Origin of the sequence: Neobacillus niacini (assembly GCF_030817595.1) — a bacterium.
In the GTDB taxonomy this organism is placed as follows: Bacteria; Bacillota; Bacilli; order Bacillales; family Cytobacillaceae; genus Neobacillus; species Neobacillus niacini_G.
In genome coordinates this window covers 1,319,691-1,346,036 of sequence record NZ_JAUSZN010000001.1, presented here as the reverse complement: position 1 = coordinate 1,346,036, position 26,346 = coordinate 1,319,691, and the positions used below count along the sequence as shown (strand labels likewise).

Here is a 26,346-nt window from a genome sequence, read left to right as displayed (position 1 = left end):
CAAAACAACAAAACGCTAGTGATACAGTAGAAGAGACTGATAATAATTCTTCATCCACAATGTTAGTAATAATAGCTGTTACTTTGGTTGTTATCTTTGGAATTGTACTACTATTGTTCACAGGAAAGAAAAAAAGATAATCACTATATCATTTGTTGAAGGGAAGATTTTATTAATGAAAAAGTTTATGATCTCATTCTCAGTCATGTTTGTAGCATTTTCACTTTTTACAGGAATTGCAAGTGCACATGTAACGGTACTACCGAAGGAAATAACACAAGGAAGTTATGAAATGTTTACCGTAAGGGTGCCATCCGAGAATGAAACAGTACCCACTACACAGGTTAAAGTTGAATTTCCATCAGGAGTTAATATTAGCCGATTTGAACCAAAGCCAGGTTGGAAATATGAAATAGAAAAAGATTCTTCAGGAAAAATTACAACTGTAACTTGGACAGCAGAAAATGAAGGATTATCACCAACAGAGTTCGGACTTTTTAATATGCAAGGAAAAGTAGCGGACGACGCAACTGAAATTGTTTTCAAGGCATACCAAACCTATCAGGACGGAAGTGTTGTTGAGTGGATTGGGGCACCAGATTCAGAAAAGCCAGCGTCAGTCACTACTGTAGATCCAAAACCCGCTGATGGCTCAGATGATCACCATGGAACTACTGAATCAAAACAAGCACCAAAAACAGAACAAGCTACTGAAGAAGCAGTAAAAGAAACCACAAGTTCATCGAATGCTCCACTGTATGTTTCTATTGCTGCTTTAATTGCAGGGTTGTTATCTTTAGTTATTTCTCTTAAAAAACGGAGATAATTTTATTGAAGGACAAGAGTAAAGTGACTCTTGTCCTTTTCTATTCTATTAAATGGGTAAGTGTAACTAAATGGGTTCAGCCGAATTAATGTGCATTCATTTCTTCTGCGATTTCTTTCCCACTTAAATTAGAAGGATAATAAGTTGGCCAATTCTCTAATTCATTTAAAAGAGTGTCATGCTCTTCATCCCCAAAATAAATATGGTAATGTTCGGATTTTGTTGGATAAATAATATGATCACTGAATTGAACATGTTTTGGCACCCCATTTACTTCTCCAACTAAATCAAAAAGATAACGAACTCCTCTATTTCCAGATTCATAAGTTAAAATTTCGTATCCATGATACTTATATTCTCCTGTTTTTCCTTCTCCATTTTTATAAAAAGTGATAGTATTATCTTTTATAACGATTCGTTCAATGTCAGTTTCATATCCGACTTTATAATATTCTTTGTACTCTTGAAAGGTTTTATCTTTGATTGTTTCGACTTTTTCATGTAAGACCTCATCTAAACTTCCATCTAATAAAGAAGGATAGACTGATTGCCAATCGCCTTCCCAATCTGATAATTCTCTATCTTCAACTTCGTCATCTTGGAATATCCCTGAATATATCTCTTGCTTTTTTTCATCATCGTGACTATGTACATGGCTATGATTATGGGAATGCGCGGTACTTTCAGTAGATTCGGAATCAGAAGAAGTATTTTTAACAGGTGTATCTACCTTTTCTTGGCACCCTGCCAACATTGTACCTAATAAGGAAAACGCAACTATTGATTTTATAAGGTCTTTTTTCATAAATAAAAACTCTCCTTTTCCTTTTTGAATAAAATAATAACGATTACGACTTATGTTTTTTTTTTTTTGCAAATAAGAAATACCAGCTGACAAATTCTATCAGTTTATTGTTTTAATAATACAAGAATCCAGAAATGAATTAGCACAGAATATACGTGGATATTACTAGCCAATGAATTCATAAGTATGTAAAAGACTTGGATAGAAAAAAAGATTTAAAGAACTGTCCTCATATTTATCACCTTTCGTAAATTATTTAAAAAGGAGCCTTATATTTGATGTAAATCGTAATGGTTCCTTTTTATACTTTTATGAATATACTATGCTTTAAATTTTCTGTCAACATAAAACGTAATCATTATGATTTGTATTTTAAAAAAAGATTGTGAAGTATTGTACTTAAAGTAACGAAGCAGGTTACTTGAAGAAGGATTTAAAGATTTTTTACCGAATTAAAAAGAAAAAAATGGAATACAGGTGAAAATTATGAGTGAGATAATTAACTATTACAATCAATTTGATGAGTGGGGAAGACTTGAACGTGAACCGATTGAATTCCAAGTAAATTGGCATTATATAAAGAAATATATGCCCCAAACAGGGTCCATCCTTGATAATGGGGCTGGACCAGGAAAATATTCAATGGAACTTGCTAAAGATGGTTATAAGGTGACACTGACCGATTTAACACCAAGATTAGTTGAGATTGGTAGAGATAAAGCAAAAGAACTTGATTTAGAAGGACAATTTGAAGGTTTTTATGCAGCTGATGCCAGAGAACTTAATATGATAAAAGATGAACAGTTTGACTCATCATTAATGCTTGGTCCTATGTACCATTTACAGCAAGAAAATGACCGTATTATGGCAGTAAAAGAATTAAGAAGAGTTACAAAAAAGGGAGGTTTGGTTTTTGTTGCTTTTATGCCTAGAATAAGACACATACTGACATCTCTCTTATTTCCTGAGAATTGGAGACCCAACGATAACTTAGACACCATAATTCAGTTCTCTCAAACGGGATGCTTTAACCACGCAGATGAGGGACGTTTTACAGGTGCGTATTATTTTAATATTGAGGACATTAATCCTTTTATGGAATCTCAAGGATTTGAAACATTAGACTTAATAGGGTCCAATCCAGGTGCTATCTTAAACAATGATAATTGGAATTATTGGGGAAGAAAAGGTGAACAGGAAGTAAAAAAAATCATTATTTTAATAAAAGAAAAAGCAACAGACCCATATATTCTGGGGATTTCAAGCCACTTGCTTTACATTGGTAGGAAAAAGTAACGTTAGTATCATTTCTTATTGCTCAAGATGATGATCGCTGCGGCGGTCATTTTTTTGTTATTGAACTAAAGGGCAGGTCAGTTGAATAAGAAACACTAAAAATATGGTAAAATTTTAAAAAAACTTAGATATGCGATTTATAGGGGGGAGTATATATGGAAATAGAAATTCATAGTGATTTCGCCAATGCAAATCTCGATGAAATGAAGGAAGTTTATGCTTCTGTTGGGTGGACTAAACATACAAACGAGATAATTAGCCAAGTATTCGAAGCAAGTAATGTCGTTGCTTTAGTTAAGGTCAATGGAAGAATTATTGGGATTGGTAGAGGGATTACAGATGGCGTTTTTAATGCAGCAATTTATGATATAGTGGTTCATCGAGATTTCCAAAGGCAAGGAATAGCTAAAAAAATTATGGAGTTTTTCCTTGATAAGCTAAGTAATGTTTCTTGTATACATTTAATATCAACAACTGGTAATGAAGGATTTTATCGAAAACTTGGATTGAAAAAGCTGAAAACTGGAATGGCAAGGTATTTAAATCCAAGTCTAAGTGCTGAGTATTTAGAGTAATTTTTCTTGTTCAACTTACGGGTAGCTTTAGGTGAATAAGATTATTTTTAGGACCTTAATGGGTCCTTTTTATTGTTGTATACATACGGAACATTTGTTCGTATATGATAGTAGTATTAAAACGAAGGAGTGATTCGATATGGCAATACGTGATCGCGGTAAAATTAAGTGGCAAGGGGCTTTCTTTATGCCGGAGCAAGTAAAAATGCAGCGTGACTTATGGCACTTTATGAAGCAGGAAGCTAAACCGATTTTAGACGAGTATCAGATGGAGGAGTTCGACCTGCGCATTAAGTACGCTCAGGAGTATAAACACGCGGTAAGGGTAACTGTCTGGTCTGATGGCTTTACAACGGAATATACCGGGCGTATACATCGCGTTGATCCTATTACGCATGAGCTACACCTAGAGGTAGAGCCTGGCGAATATGAGCGCATTGTATTCGAAGATGTGACCGCGGTGAAGGTTGTAAATTAAATGGGGCAGTTTAGTTCAAGAAGGATTCCACACTAATCACCCAGAATAGAAAGGTTTTGTTTCTGTTTAGGAGGAATAGAATATAGAATCCTTACCTCCTTATTACCTTGCCTTGAGGATTTAAAATACCATTTAGTATAAACGATTAGCATTAAAAACATCCTAAATTAAATAGAATTATAAAATATGAGTATTGATTATGTGAGTATAAATCCAACCAAACATAGACCACCAAAATTTATTATTATTTTAAAATGTTTAGACAGTTAACCGTAAAAAGACAATATTGTACTTGTTCAACGGAAATTTCTTGTTGTAAATGAGTTGATAATATTGGGGAGTGGAATGAATGGGGATAAGAAAAGCGAAAGTTGACGATTGGAAGCAAATTTCTTTGTTATTAAACCAGTTGGACTATCCAGATACTAAACCTTTTATAAAGGAAAAAGTTGAAATACTTCTAATGGATCCGAATGAGGTGTTATTAGTGTTTGAAGAAGATCAGAGTGTTATAGCTTTAATTTCGGTTCATTTTATACCTCAATTAGCTGTAAAAGGAGATTTCGCAAGGATAAGTTACTTTGCAGTTGATAAAAACATTAGAAGTAAGGGGATAGGGCGTAAGATTGAAGAATATTGTACTGGTTTAGCTATAAAAAGAAATTGCGATAGAATCGAAGTGCATTGCCATTCAAGAAGAAAAGATGCACATTGGTTTTATATGCGGCAAGGGTTTACGGAATCCCCAAAATATTTTATTAAAATGTTACCTCAATCTGACTAATATCCGTATGCTTGTTCAACTAACGGAGGCAAGATGTAAGACAAGAGCTGTCATTGAGGCAGCTTTTTCTTATTAAGCTAACGAAGCAGGTTAGTGCAAGAAAGCATTTTAGCTTAATAGAAAAATGTTACAATTTAGATAAAATGTGATTCCAAATGAGTCCTTTGATAAAGGAGGAAGAAATTGAAAAAACATATAATTATTGGATTTTTATTATGTATAGTTTTTTTAGGCGGATGTTCAAAAGAACAAAAATATGAAGAGTTTTTTCAACAAAAAATGACTGAAATGCACACTGACGAAAAAAATTACTCGTATTCGCTTATCCATACAGAGTTGAATGCCGTTCACGAAGACGATGCGATTGCGGTGTTCAAAGAGCATAATAATCAAGGTGAACAGATATTTATAGCTTACTTTGCGAAAGAAAATAATCAATGGGAATGGAAGCAAACAAGAGGAGCAGAATTGGATTCCCCTGTTAAATGGTCTTCAATGAATCAAGCACCTTTTATTTATTCTGGTTCAATCAGTGACAATTCAATCGTTGAAGTATTCGCTGGCGATGAACCAGCAACAATTATTAATGTTGATGGTGACAATAGGTTTTGGTATGTAATTAGCCCAATTAAGGATGTAGAAGTTATGACGGTTGAAAAAGATGGGACAAAGGAAATTATTGAAGAAATTAACCGAGAAGAAATATAGAGTAAATAAGTTTGTGAAAATTTTAAAAAACGAGGGCAATAGATAAAGATGGAGGTCGCTGCGGCGATCTTCTTTGTTGTACTAACGAAGCAGTTTATTGAAATAAAGGAAAAAAGTTAATGTGAATAGAATAATGTAGGATAATCAAAATGAGGTGTGAGTATTAAATATGATAAATGATTTATGTGAAGCCTGTAAAAGAAACGAGATTAATGTTGTAGAAAAGTCGGATGATCCTAATCAGCCTTATAAATTATGCAATCAATGTCACGAACGGCTATTAAAATATTCATTACGACCTATTGAATGGTACAATCTAGCAGTTCTTCACTCTCCAAAAAAATTTTTATTGCACGATGATTTATATGAAGAAGACGGAGAGGCTTGTCAACCAGAAGAAGATGTATTTGTAACTAAAAAAGATAAAGCACCAACATTACGAGCCGTTCGAAATGATTTGGAGTCTTTATTAGATTTTTCAATAACCAGATGGTTTCTTGAGGACGATGTAATAAATGCCCTTAAAAAGCACGATACCCAAAAGACCTTGAGTTCTGTAAAATCTAGGTTTTATGAAACGGAAAATTACGAAGTAAAATCACGAATGTTGGAAATTGTAGCTGATGTTTTGGGTACTTCTGCTTCCGGATGGGTAAGGGAACTTTGGGAGAATTATGACGCAGAATTTCTTTACCCAATTTCTTGGGCAACAGCCAGTAGTTTGCCAGCCGAAGAGGGATTAAATAATATATTTGAGAAATTAAAATTGGTAAGTGAAAAAGAATTGCCAATAGCGGCTTTTACCTGCCTATACCGTTTCCGTTCGAGCAATATACTTGATTGGATTGAGTCAACTTGCACGATTTTTAACGATAATTGGGGAAGGCTGGCATCCGTATGCTTTCCAACCTGGGAAAGAATGAAATCTTGGCTAAACAAAGGAAGACCTTTAAGTTTAATAGCACTGGATACAATGACGGACTGTGTTAAAGGTTATGGTGACATTTATGTTGAGCAATTTTCTCCTAAGATACTCGGAACGGAAATAAGTGAGGTTGACCAAGTATTAAATGAATATTTTCAAATAGATGGTGTTCCTCGTGTCAAAATGAAACTTTCTAGAATAATGGAGAACGAAAAAGAAATATTTGAATAAAATCGTAAACAAGGTAATTTGTGAAAAAGTGTACTTAAAGTAACGGGAGCGTTAGAAAAAAATATAAAAGGTGAGCTAATAGTGAATATACAAGTCAAACTTAAAGATATAATTGAGGAAATGGAAATACAGTTTGAAGAATCACGATCATTGCTGAATATTAAAACGGGGGAAATAGTGTTAGTGGCATCGGAGGACTTAAGAGCTGTGGAAGACGAAAAACCATTTGAACATTTACCTGAATGGGAACAAGAAAATAGAATCATTGCTATCGATGTGGTTGAAAACTTTGAAAATTATATAGAGTTGCCAACTAAATATGAAGTGAATGAATATGGAATAATGGAAAACTTTTGCTTAACAGTCAGTGATCAGTGGAAGCAGGAATCCTTATTAAGGGCAATTAGGGGTAAGGGTGCCTTTAGAAGGTTTAAGGACAAATTAATTGATTTTGAAATGGAAGAACAATGGTATTCATACCGTGACGATTGTTTTAAACAAATTGTGATTGAATGGTGTAAGGAAAATAAAATAAACTATATTGAATAGGTATGACAGGGGTGATTACTGAACAAAGGTAATCACCTTTTCTTTTTAAACTAAAGGGGCAGTTTAGTTCAACAAGGAGAAAGAGGACTAGACAACCTCTTTATAGAAGTAGTGTTTCTCAGCAAGTAAATAGTGGAGGGGATTAAATGAAGGTTGAGAAAATATATGGTGATCTACCAATATTAGAAACAGAACGTCTTATTCTTAGAAAAGTCACTTTAGAAGATATTGAAGATATGCATCTATACGGTTCAGATGAAGAAGTATCTAAGTATGTAACTTGGAATACTCACGAAACAATATCTGATACAAAAGATTTTGTTGAATTTGTATTGAACAAATATGAAAACAAGCAGGTTTCACCGTGGGGAATTGAATACAAGGAAAATGGAAAATTTATCGGTACTATCGATTTTGTTTGGTGGCACCCAAATCATAAAACTGCTGAAATCGGATATGTTATTTCTAAAGACTATTGGGGAAAAGGTTTAACTACTGAAGTAGCAAAGGAAATAATAAAATTCGGTTTTGAAGAAATGGAATTAGTTCGTATTCAAGCAAGGTGTGATGTAGAAAATATCGGTTCAGCACGAGTAATGGAAAAAGCAGGAATGTCTTTTGAAGGGATAATTAGAAAGTGTATATATGTGAAAGGAAAACATCGAGATGTAAAAATGTACTCTATTTTAAAAGAAGAGTTTTGATCATTTAAATGAAATTCGAACTTGATGATAAAATTTCTTTTTCAACTAACGGGGGCGATGCTTAAAGAAGGCATCGCCTTTTTCTTATTCAACAAATGGGAAGGTTTGTTCAATAAGATTCATAACAGAAATATGCATTTGCTGTAATTAGACATATTAAATGTTCCAATAAAATATGGTTTTACAAAAAGATCGAGGATTAATGCTCATTAGTAGTATATTAAGAATTAAAATTCTATGATTGAGGTGATATAAATGGGTTTAGGCTATACGGGCTATGGTAGATATAAAGAAGTAATTGATGGATGTTTAGTATATGAGTATTCAGGTGAGAACTGGAATGCACCATATAATAAAGGTGATTGCCTTCTGTATGATGGATTGATTTCTATTGAGAAGAATGGGCTTGAAGAAGGAAGTTATGTTAATGCAATTAAAGATGGAAGAATAAAGATAATAAAAGAATGTAAAAATGCCTTTTATCGCTCTAAAGATATTAAATTTGATCATTTGGCTCTACGTATTATAATTCATATATTTAATGATTACAAGGAAAGTGGAGAGATACCTCAAAAGGTTTCATTTATACAATAAAGAACACTTTTAATTTGAAATTTTCGTATTATATATCAAAGATTGTGAAAAGTTGTACTTAAAGTAATGGGTAGCTTTAGTTGAAGAAAGCCACTGATTTTTATCAGCGGCTTTTTTGTTTGTTTAATGAAAGACTTCTTACGATTAACTATTTATTCAATCACGGCGGAATTCTAGTTACTTAATTCCATTAATACTTCGTGGACAATGTGCTGTTTAAAATCTTTTGGCTTATCCAATAGTATCCCTCTTCTTGACGCAGCTGCAATTATAAGTCCTAATTCATAATACATATTTTTAGAAACTAAACCTTTTGAAATCATTTTTTGCACTTCATAATAAAATTGAATCAAAAAATCACTTGGTAATTTTTCATACAAAGACATTTCCGAAACACCTACTATTCCTACCTTATTAATGGGAATTGTATCAATTAAAACCGAAATTGAAAAGAGTTTTTTCTCCAGATTCACAAATTTTTCATTTAATTACAGACAGGTTTGACAATACAGCTTTAATCTTGTTGAACTAAAGGTGCAGTTTAGTTGAATAAGTAATGGGAATAATACTCCTAAAAATGTTTAGGTGATAGAAATATGACTACTTTCTTACTTATATCCTGTGTGCCAATTTGTGGTGCTGTTTATGTAAATTCAAACGACGAGTCGGGTTTTGATTTTGATACCAATAAAAAAATGCCCTCCCTTCTAAATCACAAAAATCAAATTTCTTAAATTACACAAAAAAAACAGTTTTTTTATTTCACAAAAGTATGTTCTCCTTAAAAATCAGTCTTTGGTAAGATTCTTGGGATCATATGATCAAGGGATTTTGGTTATGCTGACAGATAAAATGTAGAAGATATTGTGGAGTTTCCTTATTTGAGCTTTAGGTAGTTTCACTACATTTGATAATATTTGGAATAATTATTATGAGTTTGTTTTCTTTATCGTTCGTTCTCAATATGTTATAGTGACTATGGAAGGAGGAAAATAGAATGGCAAGAAGTAAAGAATTCGAAGAGAACGTAGTATTAGACAAGGCGATGAAGCTCTTTTGGGAACAAGGTTATGAGAAGACATCCATGACCGATCTGGTCGAGCATATGGGAATCCATCGCAGAAGTTTGTATGATACGTTTGGCGACAAACATACGCTGTTTTTGAAAGCTATGGATCGATTTCGCGATAAAGTCAGTGCTGAGCTTACGGGAGAAGTTAAACGCTCCAAGAATGCAGCGGAGGCTCTTCAGTTTATTTTTAGTTTCATGATATATGGTGAAGAGAACTCTCCTTCAGGCTGTTTAATGGTGAATTCGGCGGTGGAATTGGCAATGCGCGATGCTGATGTGGATTCAAAGTCCACTGAATCGTTCACACTATCAGAGCAGCTACTCAAAGATATTATTCTGTGGGGGCAAGAGGAGGGAGAATTTACTTCAGAGTATGATGCCGGGGAACTGGCGGAACATCTGCATACTGTGTGTGTTGGGTTAAGGGTAATGACAAGAACCTCCATCCCCAAAGAAAAATTACACCGTATAGCCAATTTATCGATAAAACTTTTAGATAAATAGTTCCTATAAGAGAAAGTCTGAACTGTAGTAAAGCTTTCTCCTATGAAGATATCATTGCTTATGTATTTTTTAGAATGATTGTTCTCATATATGATTCTTGCCTTGCTTAAGATCTCTCCATGAAGGGATTTTTCTTTTGTGTTTTTTAGAATGATCGTTCTCATATATGATTCTTGCCTTACTTAAAAATTTCTCAATGAAGGGATCATTTCTTTGTGCTTTTTAGAATGACCATTCCCATATAGCAAGACTTGCCTATGACCAAAACTTCACCTTAAGGAAATCATTACTTGCTAGTTTTGAAGAGTAAGACATTTTGTTGTATCAAAATAAATATTAAAAGGAGTACATAAAAATGAAAATTTCTGAACAAGTCGTATTTGTAACCGGCGCGAACCGAGGTTTTGGACGCCATTTAGCACTTGAACTTCTATCCAGAGGGGCTAAGGTTTATGCCGGTGCAAGAAATCCGGAGTCCATTGACATTCCCGGTGTAATTCCTGTGAAGCTTGATATTACCAACCCTCAAGAGGTAGCTGCAGCCGCTATGGTCGCTAAGGATCTTACGCTTTTGATCAACAATGCAGGATCGTCTACAGGTGCTTCTTTGATTGACGGTGATCTCGATAAAATACATTTGGAGTTTAATACGCATTTCTTTGGCACACTTTCCATGGTTCGAACTTTCGCACCGATTTTAGCAAATAATGGGGGAGGAACGATTCTGAATATTCTTTCCGCATTATCTTGGGTCAGTTCGGGAACTGTTGGCGCTTATACAGCTGCAAAGGCCGCAGAGTGGGCATTGACAAACGACCTACGTTTAAATCTATATCCTCAAAATGTAAGAGTAGCTGGATTACATGTAGGCTTCATGGAGACAGACATGACATCGAGCTTAGAAGTTCCCAAATCCAACCCTGAGGATATCGCAAAAATTGCTGTTGATGGATTAGAATCCGACAGCTTTGAAATTGTTGCTGATGACGTGAGCCGAAATATCCAAAGAGTTTTTGCTGGTGGTGTATCTGCGATATACCCACAACTCTCCTAATACAAATTACTAATACAGTGATTTGTCCAAGATTTCAAACAAAAGGTACACCCGTATACAACGGGTAAAATAATTTGAAGAGGAGTATACAAAAATGGATAAATTGTGGAGCAAAATGAGAATTGGAAATTTGGCATTACCTCATCGTTTAGCGATGGCACCAATGACACGTAGTAGGGCGCAAGAAGATGGTACACCAGGAGAACTAAGTTCCCTTTATTATGCTCAAAGAGCATCAATGGGATTAATTATTAGTGAAGGTACACAACCTTCTGATGATGGACAAGGTTACCTATGGTCACCTGGCATCTATACTGAAAGGCATATTGAAGGGTGGAAAAAGGTTACGGATGCTGTGCATGAAGCAGGTGGATTTATGTATATCCAATTAATGCATGTCGGTCGTATGTCGCACCCTGACAATACACCACATCATCGTCAAGCAGTTGCACCATCTGCGATCGCACCTGGAGTAGAAATGTTTACTGCTAAAGGGATGCAGGAAATACCCGTTCCCCGCGAGTTAAGTGAAGAAGATATTCAAACGACAATTGCAGACTTCCGAAAAGCAGCATCTGCAGCTATTGAAGCAGGAGCTGATGGTGTTGAAATTCATGGGGCAAATGGTTATCTAATTCATCAATTCATCGGTGAAAATTCTAATAAACGAACGGATAAATACGGCGGATCAATAGAGAATCGTGCTCGCTTTGCTATCGAAATCACGAAAGCAATCGTTGAAGAAATTGGAGCAGAAAGAACGGGCTTTCGTATCTCACCAGGGGTACCTCTTGGTGGAATTGAAGAAGGTGAACAAGGTCCTGAAGTTTATCTCCATCTTGTAAAAGAATTAGCTCAATTCAATTTGGCTTACCTTCATGTTATGCATGTAGGAAACGAAACACTGCTCCATGAAATTCGTTCAGTTTGGTCCAATCCATTATTAGTCAATCGAGCTGGTCGAGCTCTAGAAAATATTAGTGTAGATATTGATAATGGCGTTGCAGATATGGTACCAGTTGGTGTATGGTCATTAGCTAATCCGGATTTAGTAGAACGTCTCAAAAAAGGGTTTCCTTTGAATGAAGCTGACCGTACAACATTCTTTGGTGGTAACGGAAGCATGGGTTATACGGATTATCCTACGATGAAAGAATTAAAATCTCAAGAGGGGTAAGTATAGCTTATAAGGTGAAGAATGGCGTACAACTGAAAAATTGTACGCCATTCTTTGATCTAAATTAGAAATTATGGGAAACAGCTGTCTCGATAATTAATATAAGAAAAGTTTGTGCCGCATTTTTGGCTCAACCTGAAAATCAGTGCTTGACGCGTGAATTAGGTGTATTTGCAGCGGTAGATGCATTCTTGGGCATATACCCATTCAAGCACTGGTTTTTGTTTTGAGTCACTTACATTCAACGCTAGAGATTGCATTTCAATGAAATAGCACCAAAAAATTGTAAAGGAAGAGGATGAAAAAATGAGAGCTGCTCAAATGCAGAAATATACAAAAGAAGTTCAAGTGGAATTGAATGATGTTAAAATACCAGAATTTAATAGCCGGGAGGTACTCGTTAAAGTAAAAGCAGCAGGTGTTAATCCATTAGATATCCTTATTTTAAATGGAAGTATTCGAATGATTTCTGATTATGATTTACCATTAACTTTAGGAAATGAACTATCTGGAGTTATTGAGGCTGTTGGAAAAGATGTTAAGAACTTCCACTTTGGTGACCACATTTATACGAGGTTGCCAGTTAATCAAATTGGAGCTTTTGCTGAATATGCGGTCGTCAATGAAGATGCTATATCCATAATGCCTAAAAATCTATCCTTTATTGAAGCAGCCGCTGTTCCTCTCACTGCTTTGACTGCTTATCAAGCATTAAATGACGTACTCAATGCTCAGCCTAACAAAAAGCTATTTATCCCTGGAGGAACCGGCGGCTTTGGTGCTATGGCAATCCCCATCGCCAAATCAATGGGGTTATATGTTATAACAAGCGGCAGTGAAAGAGGTAGATCCCGTACACTGTCGATTGGCGCTGATAAATTCATAAATTACCATGAGGAAAACTATGCCAACATTTTATCTGATATAGATTATGTTATTGACACCTTGGGAGCAAAAGAGATAAAAGCAGAACTTGGTATTTTAAAGCCTAATGGGAAATTAGTATCATTAAAAGCCGTACCTAATTATCGCTTTGCGGTTGAAAATAATTTTCCAGTGTGGAAAAAACTATTGTTTGGTTTAGTTGGTGCTCGTGTAGATTCTTTAGCACGTAAACATAAAAATGAATATCACTTTTTATTCGTACAAGCCAATGGCAGTCAATTACAAAAAATCACTAACCTTGTTGAAAAAGAAAATATCACGCCCTCTATTGATTCAATTTATAATTTTAATGACATTAACACAGCATTAATAAAAGTTTCTACTGGACACTCACAAGGCAAAGTTATTGTAACCTTCTAATCTAAATTTTTAGTACGTGGAAGAACTCTTGTAAACTATAAGGTGCTTTCCTTTTATAGTTCCAGCTACCAATAGGGTAGCTTTTTATTTATTTCGCAAACGGGGAAGTTCAATTATGAGATGACTCACAACTGAAAAAATTATTTTATTGACCTTCTTTGGAAATAAAACAGCACTCTTGAAAGAGTGCTGGAAACCTATTATGGAAGTCCTATTTCTATTCAATCGATGAAGATTTAACTTTGCTCCTTTAACCTAGCTCTACGAAGATAGAAGCCGTATATGAAACCAGTCATAATGTTAATAATCGAGAAGCAAATAAAAACATTTCGATAAACCATTTCCAAAGATAAACCTTCTTGAATGGTTATGAGTAATCCAGAAATAGTCACTCCGAGACCCGCACCGAAAAATTGCATTAATTGGACGATTCCTATCCCCGAACCAATTTGATTGATGGGTAAGATCCTTGTTATCTCGTTCGAAATACTCGAAGAAATTGCCGTAAAGCCAACGCTAGCAAACATATAAATGAAAAGGATAAAATAGGGATTTGCAGAAGAGAACCATGCAAATAAGATTGAGGCACTTAATAACAATAACTGTCCAAAAATAATTAAGGGTGCATTCCCAAAACGGTCAATGAATCTTCCTATATATATGCCAGCAACCATGGCGATAATGGCACCTGGAAAAATCATCAGTCCTAGCTCTGCTGGTTCTTTTCCGAATACAGTTGTGAGAATAATAGGCATTAAAAACAGAAGTGAAAAGTTAATGAAAAAAGCAAAACAATTAATAAGAAGGAGCTTTGTATATTGCTTATTTCTAAGTAGGATTAGCGGAATAAACGGTTCTTCCGTCTTATTAAGATATTTCCACCATACCGCAAAAAGAACGACTGTTCCTAATAGTATCCCATACGAAAATGTAGATAGAAAAAGTAACAGACCTGTTACACTAAGCCCCGTAAGAATAGCACCGAATAAATCGAAATGTCCTTTTTTAATCACCTCATTAGGCAATAACTTTAGGAAGAAAGGAATAGACAGGACAGAAAAAATAGTGACAACGAAAAGATAATTCCATCCTAAGTATTGAGTAATCACTCCCCCTAGTACAGGACCTAACCCAAATGCCAAAGAGGCAGCTGAAGCAATAATCGCCATCGCTTTTCCACGCCTTGATAGAGGGATATACCGCCCAGCCATGATCATACTTAATCCCATAACGGCTCCTGCTCCAGCTGCTTGAAGAATTCTAACTCCTAATAGGATAAAAAAATTAGTTGTAAAGAAACCGATGACTGATGATATTCCTAATAGGCAAATTCCATGGAGTAGAAGTCTTGAGAGGGGAACAAAATCAGATAGGCGACCAAAAGTTAACGTTGAAATGGCAAACATGATGGAATAACCTGATACCAGCCATGAGCCCAAGGATGAGCTTAAGGATAAGTCTTTAAGTATAAAGGGTAATGCAACATTAAACATGGTTGTATTCATTACAACAAGCAAAGTGGTGACACTCCATATTAAAATGAGTTTATTCTCTTGTAATTGCACCGTGCTTTCCATTTTGGAAGGAGCCGTTAGAATAGAAGGCATTTGTTCCCACCTTACCTTATTAAAATTGATAAAAATGAACTTTACATCGTACTACAAGCTAAATGATAGCTAAAACTTTATGGACCTTACTTTGAATGGACTTTCTTTTAACAAGAGATTAGTTATATTATTCTATTTTCAATCTTTTTCCGGCAGAATGACCCTTCAAAATCATACATGTACTTGTAGAATGTGCCACAAGACTTTGTTTTTCATCATATACATGACACTCCAGCAATCCGATTGTTGAACCTTTTTTTATTAATTTTCCCTCAGCTCGAAGTCTAGATTTAAAAATAGGTTTTAGGAAATTTAATTTAATTTCGATCGTCGTAAAAAGTTCGTCCTCAGCTAATGTAGTTACAAATGCATAGCCCATAGCGGCATCGGATATGTCACATAAAATCCCTCCATGTAGTGTACCCATCGGATTGTGTAATCTTTCTGTGGCATCCATTTCGACCACAACCTTCCCTTCCTCAACATCTGTTATGTGAAAACCGATTACCTCTGCAGCCGGCGAACCTGGTATTTCGCCCTTTGCCATTTTCTTCAAAAACTCTAACTGATTCATTCTTTTCACCCTCCATATTAAAAATAAATAAGATTGTACTAGAACGTTCATTCTAAAAAAGTTAATCTAATACCGCTAAAGTCGAATCAATGATGTTTTGAAGTTTCTCTTTATCTTTAGTTGTTTTGGCTAACCCCAAAAAGTGAATTATGGATAAGTTCAGATAATTTTTCTATATCAAGTTGATCGGATATTTCTTCACTTATTTGCCCCTGCAATAGTAGTTCGTATATAAATGATTCTGTCTTACTAAAGCTTTTACTAATCCTGTCAGCAACTTCTTGGTCATGTTAGGTTAATTCTACAGATGTATTTACAATTAAACATCCTGGGGGTTTTTCTTATCCGAAAAAACCACCATTTCAAATATTCTTCTTATCGCTAACTGGACTGAATTAATAGGTTTAATTTGTTGTTCCATACTTTTTTCGGTTATTTCTTCGAAGAGTTGTAGAGCTCGTAGAAACAACGTCTGTTTATCACCAAATGTGTCATAAATACTTCTACGGTGTATGTGCATAGTCTACTAAATCTTGCATAGACGTTTTTTCATATCCATTTCGCCAAAAAAGCACCATTGCTTTTCGTAAAACCTCGGCTTCATCAAATTCTTTGTGTCTAGCCATTTCCCCCCCTTTTTTTAAAAATTTTATCATTTTTAGAATGATCAGTAAAGAATATTTCAACTATTCAAATAGTAAGGGGTTATGAGCAGCAGTAACATCGATATTTTCTTGTTCCTTTCAAAGAAATTGTGAAGAAATGTACTTAAAGTAACGGGCGCGATGCTTCGATAGCGAAGGAACGCACTTTCTTCTTGAAGTAACGTGCAGGTTAGTACAAGAAGGAAATGAGGTACAATTAGATTGAGGTGATAAAAATGATATTAGTAAGTTCTTGTTTAGCGGGGTTAGAGGTAAGATATAACGGTACTCATTGTTTAAACAATAAGATAAGTCAAATGATAGATCAGAAAAAGGCAATAACTGTTTGCCCTGAATTACTTGGGGGTTTTTCAACTCCGCGAGAACCTGCTGAGATAATAGGTGGTGACGGAGAAGATGTCTTGGATGGTAAAGCCAAGGTAATAGAAAAATCAGGTAGAGATGTTACTGATTTATATATAACGGGAGCCTATATTACTCTGAGAAAAGCTCAAGAGTACCATACTACCGCAGTCGTACTAAAGGAGTTTAGCCCCTCCTGTGGAAGTTCTATGATTTATAACGGTGAGTTTCAGGGTAAGAAAATACCTGGTAATGGTGTCACAACCGCCTTACTTAAAAGGAATGGAATACGGGTGGTCTCAGAGGAAGGACTTAGTGAATTACTTCAGGAGGCAGGATATTAAATATTCAACAATTAAGTGCTTTTATCCAATAAGGATAAAGGCACTTAATTGTTGAAGTTCTTATAAGTTAACGTGGCAGTTTAGGTGAATAACCCATAGGTGTAAAGGATTTAATGAAAATGATGTCGAATTACATACTTTAGAAAATTCAATTAGTTAGTCAAAAAATTACACGGGATTTTATAGGAGGAATATAAATGGATATAAAATATCCAATTGGAAAATTTCAATTCGATGGTGAGATTACTGACAGTGTTACAAAAGATTGGATAAATGAAATTGAAGATTTACCAAGATTATTACGAGATGCTGTGGAGAACTTAGATAATGAACAGCTTGATAAACCTTATCGTTTAGGAGGGTGGACCGTTAGCCAAGTAATACATCACCTTGCGGATAGTCATATGAATGCCTATGTTCGCTTTAAATTGGCTCTTACGGAAGAAAAACCTGTAATTAAGCCATACAACGAAACGAAATGGGCGGAACTTTGTGATTATAAATTACCAATTGATATTTCACTATCACTGCTTGAAGCCTTGCACAAACGCTGGACAAACCTTTTGAGAAGTCTAAGTCCTGCTGATATGGAAAAGACATTTATTCACCCAGATTCAGGTGAAGTTTCAGTAGGTAAAAATATAGGAATCTACGCTTGGCACGGTCGACATCATCTTGCACATATTACTTCTTTATGTAATCGCAAGGGGTGGTAAAGGAATTTGTGAAAGATTACACTTAAACTAACGGGTGCTTGAGTTAAACAATATTTGGCTGCTGCGGCAGCTCTTTTTTTATTCTACTAACTGAGGGTTAATTAAAGATGTGTTCTAAATAGGAATAGAGATTTCCAAGCAAATTGTTTTAAAATATAATCAAAGGAAGACGAGATTCTGACTTTGTTTAAAAAGACAGCATAGAACTGTAGAATCATTAAGAATGGAGGAAAAAGGATGGGAGCTTGGGGTACTGACTTATGGGAAGATGATTTATCTTGCGATATTCAAGATGAATGGAATGAACTGATGGATGAAGGGGTAAGTCCAAGAAAAGCTACAAAAATTATTATTAAATCGTGGCAGGAAGAATTTTCCGATTACGATGATGAAGAAGATAAACTGGCAGATGAATCAATTCTGTTCATTTCTCTTGCAGGTCTTCAAATGAGGCATAGGGCCTTAACCTCTTCGGTTAAAAAAAAGGCGATCCAGCTAATTGAAAAAGGTGCAGATCTTGCTCTATGGGAAGAAGGAGATGATGAAAGTTATCAGGAAAGAAAAAAGGTACTGGAAGAGTTTAAAAATAAATTAAACAACACAAAGTCTAGTTTATTTTAATATCAGTTTCAGAAGGATTTTTTTAGAGAATTTAAGAGAAAAAATAATCTAGCTTTAATTAGGACTCGTTATCTTATTCCTTATTCCAAAAAAAATGTGAAACATTGTACCGGGTGCGATTGTTCAACAAGGATAATCGTTTCTTGTGCTAACAGGGGCAGTTTAGTTCAACAAGGTGCAGTGATAATTTTTAAAAAAAGAGAGGAGGTTCATATGTTTTTAATCAAAATATTCAGGACTTTATTCTTTAAAAAATATAATGAATTTGCTTCGAAAATGGGGTTTCCAGATTGGAAGTCGGCAACTGAAAACACGTTTTTTGTTTTCCGAATTCCAGAAGATGCCCAATGGAATGCAACGGAGCTGCCAAATAAAAGTTGGGCAGTTTGGAATGATATCGGTCAACCACCTTATTCATTTCAGGTTTTCCCATCTTGGGAACAGGCAATTGCCTTTTTACGAAACATTTTTGAAAAAGAAAAATACGATGAAGAAAACTGGCAACCAGAAGGGTTTGAACAGGTGAAAATGTATTTATTAAACCGCCAGATAAAGACAAAAGAGACGATTAGGACAATAGAGATTGTATTAATGGGGAGATTGTTCAAAAGTAGCAGTCGCTTTTTTCACTAACGGGCAGTTTAGTTAAATAAGAAATTTATGAAATTTAACAAAAAAAAAATCGCCTCTTTCCATAACAATGTTAAAAAAAGGCGAATAAGTTTAAAAAAGAAACGAAAAACATCATTCTTATATACCATCTTATTTGTCTCTTCTTTTCTATAAAAGACTATTTAGTTAGTTTATTTCGATCCTCAATTTGCGGAGGTTCTTCCATCCAGCCATTTTCGATCATAATCTTTCCTCCATCTTGAGCAAAAGTGAAAATATCTTTTGCAAGAAGAGCCATTTTTGCTGGCAAGTCATTACGTAAACTAAATGCACCTCCTAATGCATTACTTCCGAGCCCAAATGAAGTTAACAAACCTGTGTTGTACATCATCAATTTATCGGAAAATGGTGCAATTTTTGAATCAGTTGCTTTACCCGCATGAGTAGCTGGGGGTTCAATAAAACTTTGTCTCAAAAATTCACCTAAATCGATTTCGATCTTTTTTGATAATTTCATTCCTTTGACAAGATAGTTTTGCACCTCTTTATTTTTAGCAACTTGAGCAAATCCGATCATTAATTGCATCCCTACAAGGTTTGTTTCAATGGCATGATGAATAAGAGAAACTTCAATGGTATTTAGAGATCTCGTTTCACCGAACCAATTAAAAGAACTCCTATAATTATTATCCTTTACAAAATGCACCTCTTTAGGCATTGATACAAAAGCTGGGCGAACCAAAACCCCTTTTTCTAAAAGGAATTGAGTTGTTTGGTTGTTAATCGCTTGGGACTCTGCTGTCAAATTGATAAAAAATTCATTAATATCTTTCCTATAGGACATACCACAAAAAAGAGAAAATAGACTCATTTCCACTTTAGTCATCATATGTAAATACATGATATCGTACAGGAAATCAAACAACTTGGGAGCTCCTTTATGTACATCATTTTCAGTAAAACCAGCAGGTACTACTGCACCTTCTTGCTGGAAAATTTCTGTAATGATATCAATTGCTTTAGAAGCACTGTCATAATGAGTTTGTAATAATTGTTTTGCATGATTATCTGCATGTTCTATAAAATGCTCCAATATTCTAATGATCATTGTTTTTTCTTGAAAAGCCATCCATAAATTTGCTAATTCTGATGATGTGATTGGAACTTTACCCGAAGTCATGATTCTACCTCCCCTATTTTTATTTGCTTATTTTTACCCATAATAAATGATTTTAATAAAAATAGGTTTTGCTTTATAATCAATTTCCAAATGGGAAGTAATAAATGCTTATTTGTGAAGGATTGTACTTAAAGTAACCGGTAGCAAGAGTTAAGGAGAGAGATCGCTGCGGCTTGTTGAACTAACATGGCAGAAGGAGAGGACTTACATCAGAGTCTTTAAACAATTTAGCTTTTCATAAATACTATAGATGTTTATGGAAAACATAATATCAATTAAGTATGTAGAAGGACGGAAGCGTACTATGTTACTTATGATCCTGACTATTAAATATTTAATATGATTGTTTACTTTATGCCAAAGAGACTTTTGAACGTAGAAATGTATGTAACATCCTTATTTGCAATAGGATTACACTTATTATTTGATATATTCTTGGATGTAAAATATGGATTATATGGATACTTTGATCCCCAATTTGTAAAACTGGGAGATGTTAGGAGTTACTTTTGGAATCTTTCCAGTTGTGAATATAATCTTTCTTAATTTTTATCCCTTTCATCAAACATTTTTGAGAAAGAGTTTCTATATAATTTTGTGTTCTGGTATGGCTGTTTTATATGAATCGAGAGCAGTTCATACAGATCATTTTTACTATAATGGTTGGAATTTAATATATTCAGCTTTAGTGCATCCCTTATTGTACCTCAGCTTATTGTGGAATTATTATTTTATAAAGAAGCTGAAAGAATGACGAATAGAATAAAAAAACTTTTCCAGAGTCACTTGTTGAACAACCGGGTGCTTTGATCCACAAAGAAATTAACGCTCTTTTTTGTTGAGATTATTGAGCCAACGAGCAGGACAGTTGAAGAAAGAATGGGGTTTCGATTGGCATTTTTTAATAATTAACCCATTTTCAATAATCACTTGCAGAAAATTTATTGAATATTTCAAAGGATAATATTTATTAGAATAGGAAATTTTAATATAGTCAATCCTAATTCCTTTGGAAGGATGTTTATTATGGAGAAAAAACTGTTAAATTTACTTACATCTTTATGTGTTATTTCTTTGCCATTTTTATTTAAAGGATCAAAAATGAGAGAAAATCTCGTAATTTTTTTCTCAAAAGGAGTAATAGCTACTCTTATTGATGCTTATGTGGTTGGAACAAAAAGAGTTGAATATCCAGTTCGTCCTTTTCCAAAAATTTTTAAAACGAATATTATTTATGACATATTATTTTTTCCAATTTTAAGTGTTATCTGGGTTAAGATAACTTACAACGATAAATTTTGGAAAATACTATTGAAAAGTTTAATATTTAGTGTACCCATGAGTATTGGTCAATGGTACATGGAAAAGAATACAGGGTTATTTAAATGGAAAAAATGGACACCATTCCATACTTTTGGTAGTGTGAATTTTACATTATTTACAATTAGAAGTTTTGTTGGATTACTAAAAATATTGGATAAATTAAAGGGAAATGAAAAAGTAACCGAATAATAGAGTTTTTTATTAAGAATTAAAATGAAAAATAAGATACAAGCAATTCTTGGAGCGTTGCATAGATCAGGTAACCGGCTAATCAAAATCGTGTAGATATTTTAGATCATTTTTACGGCAGAAAAAGAATAAAGCAATATATGTAGCATTTTTCGAAGTATCGATTATACATTGCTTTACCAATTTTTTTGAATCATCTTCCGATTTGTTAAGGGGTGTTACTGCACCCTTTTTTATGAAAATTAAGTTTGTGAAATTATGTACTTAAACTATAGGGTGCGATGCTTCGATAGCGAAGGAACGCACTTTCTTCTTGAAGTAACGTGCAGGATAGTTTAAGAAAGAAGGGGAAAAATAATCTCCCTTTAAGTTATATTTGAACCAAATTGCGACTAATGTAGATATAGTTATTACTCGAGAGCTTATCCGACTGAAGATTCAAAACAAGAAATGGGGCAAACATGAACAGTGATTCAGAACTAATCTGTGAAATAAAAAAGGTGCATCACTATTGTGTTAGCACCATCGGAGTGGATTAATCCCAGATACGGACTCTTGGAACACCTGCTGTTCTTAAATAATCCAATAACTGACCCGTATGAATAGATTCATGATAGCCAACACGTAATAACATGTCGCCTAAATCTCTTATGTAACCTGAATCAGAGCGGTCAATCTTTATATTTTCTAAGTCTTCTTCAGAAAATGACTTGATTGTATCTATGAACGCTTTTCTATAAGGTTCTGCATATTCCAATTCGGCATTTACTGAGGTAAATGGACGATTTTCGAAAGGAGAATTGAAAACGGACAAACTCCCTCTATTTTTAATTGCTAAGTGATAGTAATGTTCACTTTCTAGTACATGTCTAACCATTTCCAGGCAATTCATTGCCTCACCATCTGGCTTCCAATGGAGTTTATCATCAGGAATAGATGTCCAGACTTTAATGCTTCTTCTCCTTATTTCATTAAAGTTTAAAATAATTAAATCAATAGAATTCATCAAAATTCCTCCTTTTATTAGAATATCTTAATTATACACGAATGAACGTTCGTGCAAATAAAAAAGGATAAATATTTAGATAATTTATTTCACAGATACAATTATGTGGCATTTCGAAATATTGTGAAGAAGTGTACTTAAGCTAACCGTAGCAAGAGTTAAAGAAGTGATCGCTGCGGCGATCTTTTTTCTTGTAGAGCTAAAGTGGCAATTAACTTCAAGAAGGAAGAACTTTATGTTAAAATTTGGATATGAAAGAGGAAGGAGGGGGATACATTTTGGGAAAAGTTATTTTAATATTTTTGCTTTTGATCAATATTTCCTACTTAGTAAGTTTTCTTGCTTTCTTTGGCGCTTCATTATTAAATAATTTATGGCTCGGTACATTTATATTTAGTTTGGTATTATCTATTTATTATTTAATGCGTACTAGAAAACAAAAGGGCTACAACCCTTATTTATCAATTACAGTAATAACTTTTAGTATGGGTTCGTTGGGACTTTATGTTTTTATATACTATCTCTCCAATCTATTGGGATAGTATTCAACTTAAGGAGCGGTTGTTACGACAGCCTTTTTGGTTTTGAACTAACGAAGCAGCTTAGTTGAAGAACAGAGTAGAGGCTCTCCCATAGGGAGTCAGATACCTTATGGGAAAGCCTCTTTTAACAGATATTTTCTTTAGTAGCAATATCCTTCACAACATCTTCTAAAGTAACATTTCTTAATACCTTTTCCATTGACAATTGAGCTGCTGTGAATAAAGGTTCAATTGTATTCTGGATGTTTCTGCCTACGGGACAATCAGGATGTGGACTTTCATGTATACTAAACAATTCTTTCTCCTGTACAACATTCACTGCCTTATAAACATCGAACAGTGTAATATCAGATAATTCCTTTGCGAGTTTAGCCCCTGCAATACCTGGATGTACCTCTATCAAACCAGCTTTTTTTAACATTCCCATTAGTTTTCTTATCACGGCTGGGTTCGTGTTAACACTTGAAGCTAAAAATTCAGAAGATGTTACTCCTTCTTTATTAAATTCAATTAGAGTCAATATATGAATTCCGACAGAAAATCGGCTGCTAATGGACATGTTCTTCACCACCCCTAGTAACTTTTCCGTTATTGATTTTATTTCTTCATCATGTAATTAATTTGATTACAAGTTTATTATACCAAATTACGAAAGAAATAATAAATAGCATTTTGCATACATGTTGACAAATAGATTACATGTAATTAAAATTATTACATGTAATCGATATTGTTACAGGTAAATCTGAATTGGAGGAAGACAAAATGAAAATATTAGTTACAGGAGCAACAGGGAAATTAGGTTCAAAGGTTGTAGAATCATTATTGAAATCTATACCTGCAAGAGAGTTGGCAGTAAGTGTTAGAAACCCAGAGAAAACTGAAGGACTTCGTAGTCGAGGGGTAGAAGTTCGTCATGGAGATTTTGATCATCCGGAAACATTAGAAAATGCTTTTAAAGGGATTGACCGCTTATTAATTATATCTGCGGATGGTGACAATGAAACGAGAATTCGTCAACATACTAATGCTGTCCAAGCAGCTGATCATGCAGGGGTAAAATTTATTGTTTACACAAGTTTAGCAAACGCAACAGAAAGCAAAAATATAATGGCTCCTCCTCATGTTGCGACAGAAGCAGCCATCATTAAGACAGGTATCCCATATTCTTTCTTGCGTAACAATTGGTATTTGGAAAATGAAATTGGAAGCATTCAAGGAGCTATGGCAGGAGCTCCTTGGGTAACATCTGCCGGAGAAGGTAAGGTAGGCTGGGCACTGCAACAAGATTACGCAGATGCAGCGGCAGCAGTTCTTGTTGGAAGTGGTCACGAAAATACAGTATATGAACTTTCTGGTCCACTTTTAACTCAAGAAGAATTGGTATCTGCTCTTGGTAATGTATTGGGTAAAGAAGTACCTGTACAACAAGTTAGTTACGAAAAATATGCAGAGATCATGAAAGGCTTAGGTTTACCTGATTTTGTGATTCCGATAGTAGTACGAATTCAAGAAGGCATTCGGAACGGTTCACTAGAAGTTGAAAGCAATGATTTTAAGAAAATTCTTGGTCGTCCAGTTGCTCCAATCAACGAATTACTGACCCAACTTGTTAATGCAATTTCACAAACAAAATAAAAATCAATTTGAAAACCGACATTATGGTCTTACCCCTGTCAAGTAGACAGCTTAAAAAAACTATGCGACTAACGCGTGTCGGTATTCAACTGGCGCGCGTTGGTTTAGTTTCTTCTGAAAACGTTTGTAATTATAGTGGTAGATGTAATCTTCGATTGCTTGTCTAATCTCATCTTCTGTTTTACACTGTTCTATATACAACTTCTCTGTTTTAAGGTGCGAAAAGAAGGATTCGATGCAGGCGTTATCCAGGCAGTTTCCTTTGCGAGAGTGGCTGCCCTTTACGCCGTATTCTTCTAGTCGTTTGTTGTATAGCTTAGACGTATACTGAAAGCCTTGATCTGAATGTACAACGGCTTCAGCTACGTCTTTTTTGCTTGTCCATTGAGAAACAGTATTTAAGACAAGTTCAAGATCATTTCTTCTTGATAACTCCCATGCTACAACTTCATTATTAAACAAGTCTTGAATGACCGATAAATAATAAAATTGCTTACCATCCGAAACGTATGTAATATCCGTAACCATCTTTTGATTAGGAGCTAATGCCTCGAATTTTCTATTAAGACGATTAGGTTGTATCACAGAAGGTGTGTGTCCATGTCGTTTCCTCTTTTTGCGTATGATAGCTTGAATTTCCATTTCCTTCATAAGACGGTATACCTTTTTATGATTAATTGAATAATCGTTTTCATTTAACCAAGTGGTCATACGAGGGTATCCAAATTCAGGATGAAGTAAATGAATCCCCATCATGTGTTCTCTTATATCCTGATCTTGTTTGGCTCTTTCTGCTCTATCTTTCTGAGTAGCCCTCCACTTATAGTAACTAGCTGGCTTAACATAAGCGATCTCTAACAACCAGGTAATACGATGGGTATCTTTTAATTCATCAATGATCTCATATTTGATTTGTTGAGTGATTTCCTCTCCTCCTTTACCAGATTTGGATACTGCTTTTTTAAATAATCCACCTGCGCTTTCAAATAATCTCTTTCTTCTTCGACGGATTTAAATATGGTTCGTGGCCTACCTTTGAATGGATTAGTAGCTCCAACTCTTGTATCAAACTGTTCCCCATCTTTCCACTTCCTAACCCAAACTTTAAGTTGAGTACAATTTTTAATGCCAAGTTCTTCAGCTAAAACCGCATAACTTTTATTTCCATTGATATACTTCATAACTGCTTGTATCTTAAATTCATCAGTATAACTCTTAAATTCTTGTCCCTTTTTAGCCATTGAAAAATCCCCTCCAAGTATAAGTGTACCACCGACAATAACTATTGTGGTTTTTTTACACTGTCTACTTAAAGGGGATAATATCATTAAGTCGGTTTTTTTTTGATGAATTATTAGTTATAATCCGAAAAAGGAAATTAAACATGAGAAATAATTATC

The 26,346-nt window shown here is 34.6% G+C and carries 31 protein-coding genes and 1 pseudogene; 23 read left to right on the top strand and 9 right to left on the bottom strand.

Annotated elements, in window-relative coordinates; translation table 11 throughout:
- Positions 1-5 precede the first annotated feature (5 nt).
- Positions 6-140, top strand: a pseudogene (locus QFZ31_RS33800) (CcmD family protein); the annotation flags it as partial.
- A gap of 35 nt (positions 141-175) precedes the next feature.
- A complete protein-coding gene (locus QFZ31_RS06800) occupies positions 176-826 on the top strand; it encodes a YcnI family protein (protein ID WP_307301919.1) in 651 nt (216 codons plus the stop codon).
- Positions 827-911: 85 nt separating this feature from the next.
- Here the strand turns inward: QFZ31_RS06800 and QFZ31_RS06795 are convergent, their stop codons facing one another.
- Positions 912-1,631 (bottom strand): metal-binding protein ZinT, encoded by a 720-nt coding sequence (locus tag QFZ31_RS06795; RefSeq protein WP_307301917.1) that lies wholly within the window; start codon positions 1,629-1,631, stop codon positions 912-914.
- 486 nt (positions 1,632-2,117) lie between these two features.
- Here QFZ31_RS06795 and QFZ31_RS06790 point away from each other — a divergent pair, with 486 nt between their 5' ends.
- From QFZ31_RS06790 to QFZ31_RS06750, 9 genes are all read left to right on the top strand, one after another.
- Entirely contained in the window at positions 2,118-2,927 is an 810-nt protein-coding gene (locus QFZ31_RS06790) for a class I SAM-dependent methyltransferase (protein WP_307301916.1), read from the top strand.
- A 155-nt stretch (positions 2,928-3,082) separates the two neighbouring features.
- Positions 3,083-3,502, top strand: coding sequence for a GNAT family N-acetyltransferase (locus tag QFZ31_RS06785; RefSeq protein ID WP_307301914.1), 420 nt, complete (start codon positions 3,083-3,085; stop codon positions 3,500-3,502).
- Between the two features lie 139 nt (positions 3,503-3,641).
- Positions 3,642-3,980, top strand: coding sequence for a YolD-like family protein (locus QFZ31_RS06780; protein ID WP_307301913.1), 339 nt, complete (start codon positions 3,642-3,644; stop codon positions 3,978-3,980).
- Positions 3,981-4,329: 349 nt separating this feature from the next.
- Positions 4,330-4,764 (top strand): GNAT family N-acetyltransferase, encoded by a 435-nt coding sequence (locus tag QFZ31_RS06775; protein WP_307301911.1) that lies wholly within the window; start codon positions 4,330-4,332, stop codon positions 4,762-4,764.
- 183 nt (positions 4,765-4,947) lie between these two features.
- On the top strand, positions 4,948-5,472 hold the full coding sequence (locus QFZ31_RS06770) for a hypothetical protein (protein WP_307301909.1): 525 nt from the start codon (positions 4,948-4,950) through the stop codon (positions 5,470-5,472).
- A gap of 169 nt (positions 5,473-5,641) precedes the next feature.
- Positions 5,642-6,628, top strand: coding sequence for a hypothetical protein (locus QFZ31_RS06765; RefSeq protein WP_307301907.1), 987 nt, complete (start codon positions 5,642-5,644; stop codon positions 6,626-6,628).
- 81 nt (positions 6,629-6,709) lie between these two features.
- Entirely contained in the window at positions 6,710-7,177 is a 468-nt protein-coding gene (locus tag QFZ31_RS06760) for a UPF0158 family protein (protein ID WP_307301905.1), read from the top strand.
- 146 nt (positions 7,178-7,323) lie between these two features.
- A complete protein-coding gene (locus tag QFZ31_RS06755; protein ID WP_307301903.1) occupies positions 7,324-7,881 on the top strand; it encodes a GNAT family N-acetyltransferase in 558 nt (185 codons plus the stop codon).
- 255 nt (positions 7,882-8,136) lie between these two features.
- On the top strand, positions 8,137-8,475 hold the full coding sequence (locus tag QFZ31_RS06750; RefSeq protein ID WP_307301902.1) for a hypothetical protein: 339 nt from the start codon (positions 8,137-8,139) through the stop codon (positions 8,473-8,475).
- A gap of 173 nt (positions 8,476-8,648) precedes the next feature.
- Here QFZ31_RS06750 and QFZ31_RS06745 read toward each other — a convergent pair whose 3' ends face one another.
- The gene (locus QFZ31_RS06745) at positions 8,649-8,861 is read right to left on the bottom strand and encodes a hypothetical protein (RefSeq protein WP_307301901.1); all 213 of its coding nucleotides are present in this window, start codon (positions 8,859-8,861) and stop codon (positions 8,649-8,651) included.
- Positions 8,862-9,472: 611 nt separating this feature from the next.
- Here QFZ31_RS06745 and QFZ31_RS06740 point away from each other — a divergent pair.
- The 4 genes from QFZ31_RS06740 (at position 9,473) to QFZ31_RS06725 (ending at position 13,587) form a co-directional block, all read left to right on the top strand.
- The gene (locus tag QFZ31_RS06740) at positions 9,473-10,051 is read left to right on the top strand and encodes a TetR/AcrR family transcriptional regulator (RefSeq protein ID WP_307301899.1); all 579 of its coding nucleotides are present in this window, start codon (positions 9,473-9,475) and stop codon (positions 10,049-10,051) included.
- Between the two features lie 355 nt (positions 10,052-10,406).
- Positions 10,407-11,105: an SDR family oxidoreductase gene (locus tag QFZ31_RS06735; protein ID WP_307301898.1), complete on the top strand. Its 699-nt coding sequence runs from the start codon at positions 10,407-10,409 to the stop codon at positions 11,103-11,105.
- 94 nt (positions 11,106-11,199) lie between these two features.
- Complete coding sequence (locus QFZ31_RS06730; RefSeq protein WP_307301896.1) at positions 11,200-12,282, top strand: alkene reductase; 1,083 nt, start codon at positions 11,200-11,202, stop codon at positions 12,280-12,282.
- A gap of 306 nt (positions 12,283-12,588) precedes the next feature.
- A complete protein-coding gene (locus QFZ31_RS06725; RefSeq protein WP_307301894.1) occupies positions 12,589-13,587 on the top strand; it encodes an NADP-dependent oxidoreductase in 999 nt (332 codons plus the stop codon).
- A 236-nt stretch (positions 13,588-13,823) separates the two neighbouring features.
- Here the strand turns inward: QFZ31_RS06725 and QFZ31_RS06720 are convergent, their stop codons facing one another.
- From QFZ31_RS06720 to QFZ31_RS06710, 3 genes are all read right to left on the bottom strand, one after another.
- Positions 13,824-15,194, bottom strand: a complete 1,371-nt coding sequence (locus QFZ31_RS06720; protein WP_307301892.1) for an MFS transporter — start codon at positions 15,192-15,194, stop codon at positions 13,824-13,826.
- Between the two features lie 127 nt (positions 15,195-15,321).
- The gene (locus QFZ31_RS06715; protein ID WP_307301890.1) at positions 15,322-15,768 is read right to left on the bottom strand and encodes a PaaI family thioesterase; all 447 of its coding nucleotides are present in this window, start codon (positions 15,766-15,768) and stop codon (positions 15,322-15,324) included.
- Positions 15,769-16,271: 503 nt separating this feature from the next.
- Complete coding sequence (locus QFZ31_RS06710; RefSeq protein WP_307301888.1) at positions 16,272-16,394, bottom strand: TetR family transcriptional regulator; 123 nt, start codon at positions 16,392-16,394, stop codon at positions 16,272-16,274.
- 254 nt (positions 16,395-16,648) lie between these two features.
- Between QFZ31_RS06710 and QFZ31_RS06705 the strand changes: the two genes are divergently transcribed.
- From QFZ31_RS06705 to QFZ31_RS06690, 4 genes are all read left to right on the top strand, one after another.
- Entirely contained in the window at positions 16,649-17,119 is a 471-nt protein-coding gene (locus QFZ31_RS06705) for a DUF523 domain-containing protein (RefSeq protein ID WP_307301886.1), read from the top strand.
- Positions 17,120-17,316: 197 nt separating this feature from the next.
- Positions 17,317-17,835 carry a YfiT family bacillithiol transferase gene (locus QFZ31_RS06700; RefSeq protein ID WP_307301884.1) on the top strand — a complete coding sequence of 173 codons (519 nt, stop codon included), beginning with the start codon at positions 17,317-17,319 and terminating at the stop codon, positions 17,833-17,835.
- A 237-nt stretch (positions 17,836-18,072) separates the two neighbouring features.
- Complete coding sequence (locus tag QFZ31_RS06695; protein WP_307301882.1) at positions 18,073-18,456, top strand: MarR family transcriptional regulator; 384 nt, start codon at positions 18,073-18,075, stop codon at positions 18,454-18,456.
- Positions 18,457-18,669: 213 nt separating this feature from the next.
- A complete protein-coding gene (locus QFZ31_RS06690; protein ID WP_307301880.1) occupies positions 18,670-19,089 on the top strand; it encodes a hypothetical protein in 420 nt (139 codons plus the stop codon).
- A gap of 157 nt (positions 19,090-19,246) precedes the next feature.
- On the opposite strand, the gene QFZ31_RS06685 is transcribed toward QFZ31_RS06690, so the two are convergent.
- Complete coding sequence (locus QFZ31_RS06685; protein WP_373459905.1) at positions 19,247-20,251, bottom strand: DUF3231 family protein; 1,005 nt, start codon at positions 20,249-20,251, stop codon at positions 19,247-19,249.
- A gap of 490 nt (positions 20,252-20,741) precedes the next feature.
- On the opposite strand from QFZ31_RS06685, the gene QFZ31_RS33795 reads away from it, so the two are divergent.
- Together QFZ31_RS33795 and QFZ31_RS06680 are read left to right on the top strand one after the other, a co-directional pair.
- Entirely contained in the window at positions 20,742-21,002 is a 261-nt protein-coding gene (locus tag QFZ31_RS33795; RefSeq protein WP_373459831.1) for a CBO0543 family protein, read from the top strand.
- Between the two features lie 272 nt (positions 21,003-21,274).
- Positions 21,275-21,760: a CBO0543 family protein gene (locus QFZ31_RS06680; RefSeq protein WP_307301876.1), complete on the top strand. Its 486-nt coding sequence runs from the start codon at positions 21,275-21,277 to the stop codon at positions 21,758-21,760.
- A 535-nt stretch (positions 21,761-22,295) separates the two neighbouring features.
- Here QFZ31_RS06680 and QFZ31_RS06675 read toward each other — a convergent pair.
- A complete protein-coding gene (locus QFZ31_RS06675) occupies positions 22,296-22,766 on the bottom strand; it encodes a DinB family protein (protein ID WP_179595991.1) in 471 nt (156 codons plus the stop codon).
- Positions 22,767-23,044: 278 nt separating this feature from the next.
- On the opposite strand from QFZ31_RS06675, the gene QFZ31_RS06670 reads away from it, so the two are divergent.
- On the top strand, positions 23,045-23,308 hold the full coding sequence (locus QFZ31_RS06670) for a hypothetical protein (RefSeq protein ID WP_307301873.1): 264 nt from the start codon (positions 23,045-23,047) through the stop codon (positions 23,306-23,308).
- 124 nt (positions 23,309-23,432) lie between these two features.
- Here QFZ31_RS06670 and QFZ31_RS06665 read toward each other — a convergent pair whose 3' ends face one another.
- The gene (locus QFZ31_RS06665) at positions 23,433-23,867 is read right to left on the bottom strand and encodes an Rrf2 family transcriptional regulator (protein WP_307301871.1); all 435 of its coding nucleotides are present in this window, start codon (positions 23,865-23,867) and stop codon (positions 23,433-23,435) included.
- A 206-nt stretch (positions 23,868-24,073) separates the two neighbouring features.
- Here QFZ31_RS06665 and QFZ31_RS06660 point away from each other — a divergent pair, with 206 nt between their 5' ends.
- Positions 24,074-24,946 carry an SDR family oxidoreductase gene (locus tag QFZ31_RS06660; RefSeq protein WP_307301869.1) on the top strand — a complete coding sequence of 291 codons (873 nt, stop codon included), beginning with the start codon at positions 24,074-24,076 and terminating at the stop codon, positions 24,944-24,946.
- Between the two features lie 60 nt (positions 24,947-25,006).
- Here the strand turns inward: QFZ31_RS06660 and QFZ31_RS06655 are convergent.
- Positions 25,007-26,187, bottom strand: a protein-coding gene (locus QFZ31_RS06655; protein ID WP_307299975.1) for an IS3 family transposase whose coding sequence is annotated in 2 segments (ribosomal slippage) — positions 25,007-25,899 and positions 25,899-26,187 — 1,182 coding nt in all. Because the reading frame shifts where the segments join, the coding sequence is not laid out codon by codon here.
- Positions 26,188-26,346: the final 159 nt, after the last annotated feature.

Bases quoted from the DNA above. Each gene is read 5' to 3' on its own strand.
- QFZ31_RS06800 (WP_307301919.1), top strand. From the start codon at position 176: ATGAAAAAGTTTATGATCTCATTCTCAGTCATGTTTGTAGCATTTTCA.
- QFZ31_RS06795 (WP_307301917.1), bottom strand. From the start codon at position 1,631: ATGAAAAAAGACCTTATAAAATCAATAGTTGCGTTTTCCTTATTAGGT.
- QFZ31_RS06790 (WP_307301916.1), top strand. From the start codon at position 2,118: ATGAGTGAGATAATTAACTATTACAATCAATTTGATGAGTGGGGAAGA.
- QFZ31_RS06785 (WP_307301914.1), top strand. From the start codon at position 3,083: ATGGAAATAGAAATTCATAGTGATTTCGCCAATGCAAATCTCGATGAA.
- QFZ31_RS06780 (WP_307301913.1), top strand. From the start codon at position 3,642: ATGGCAATACGTGATCGCGGTAAAATTAAGTGGCAAGGGGCTTTCTTT.
- QFZ31_RS06775 (WP_307301911.1), top strand. From the start codon at position 4,330: ATGGGGATAAGAAAAGCGAAAGTTGACGATTGGAAGCAAATTTCTTTG.
- QFZ31_RS06765 (WP_307301907.1), top strand. From the start codon at position 5,642: ATGATAAATGATTTATGTGAAGCCTGTAAAAGAAACGAGATTAATGTT.
- QFZ31_RS06755 (WP_307301903.1), top strand. From the start codon at position 7,324: ATGAAGGTTGAGAAAATATATGGTGATCTACCAATATTAGAAACAGAA.
- QFZ31_RS06750 (WP_307301902.1), top strand. From the start codon at position 8,137: ATGGGTTTAGGCTATACGGGCTATGGTAGATATAAAGAAGTAATTGAT.
- QFZ31_RS06745 (WP_307301901.1), bottom strand. From the start codon at position 8,861: ATGTCTTTGTATGAAAAATTACCAAGTGATTTTTTGATTCAATTTTAT.
- QFZ31_RS06740 (WP_307301899.1), top strand. From the start codon at position 9,473: ATGGCAAGAAGTAAAGAATTCGAAGAGAACGTAGTATTAGACAAGGCG.
- QFZ31_RS06735 (WP_307301898.1), top strand. From the start codon at position 10,407: ATGAAAATTTCTGAACAAGTCGTATTTGTAACCGGCGCGAACCGAGGT.
- QFZ31_RS06730 (WP_307301896.1), top strand. From the start codon at position 11,200: ATGGATAAATTGTGGAGCAAAATGAGAATTGGAAATTTGGCATTACCT.
- QFZ31_RS06725 (WP_307301894.1), top strand. From the start codon at position 12,589: ATGAGAGCTGCTCAAATGCAGAAATATACAAAAGAAGTTCAAGTGGAA.
- QFZ31_RS06720 (WP_307301892.1), bottom strand. From the start codon at position 15,194: ATGCCTTCTATTCTAACGGCTCCTTCCAAAATGGAAAGCACGGTGCAA.
- QFZ31_RS06715 (WP_307301890.1), bottom strand. From the start codon at position 15,768: ATGAATCAGTTAGAGTTTTTGAAGAAAATGGCAAAGGGCGAAATACCA.
- QFZ31_RS06710 (WP_307301888.1), bottom strand. From the start codon at position 16,394: ATGGCTAGACACAAAGAATTTGATGAAGCCGAGGTTTTACGAAAAGCA.
- QFZ31_RS06705 (WP_307301886.1), top strand. From the start codon at position 16,649: ATGATATTAGTAAGTTCTTGTTTAGCGGGGTTAGAGGTAAGATATAAC.
- QFZ31_RS06700 (WP_307301884.1), top strand. From the start codon at position 17,317: ATGGATATAAAATATCCAATTGGAAAATTTCAATTCGATGGTGAGATT.
- QFZ31_RS06695 (WP_307301882.1), top strand. From the start codon at position 18,073: ATGGGAGCTTGGGGTACTGACTTATGGGAAGATGATTTATCTTGCGAT.
- QFZ31_RS06690 (WP_307301880.1), top strand. From the start codon at position 18,670: ATGTTTTTAATCAAAATATTCAGGACTTTATTCTTTAAAAAATATAAT.
- QFZ31_RS33795 (WP_373459831.1), top strand. From the start codon at position 20,742: ATGTTAGGAGTTACTTTTGGAATCTTTCCAGTTGTGAATATAATCTTT.
- QFZ31_RS06680 (WP_307301876.1), top strand. From the start codon at position 21,275: ATGGAGAAAAAACTGTTAAATTTACTTACATCTTTATGTGTTATTTCT.
- QFZ31_RS06675 (WP_179595991.1), bottom strand. From the start codon at position 22,766: ATGAATTCTATTGATTTAATTATTTTAAACTTTAATGAAATAAGGAGA.
- QFZ31_RS06665 (WP_307301871.1), bottom strand. From the start codon at position 23,867: ATGTCCATTAGCAGCCGATTTTCTGTCGGAATTCATATATTGACTCTA.
- QFZ31_RS06660 (WP_307301869.1), top strand. From the start codon at position 24,074: ATGAAAATATTAGTTACAGGAGCAACAGGGAAATTAGGTTCAAAGGTT.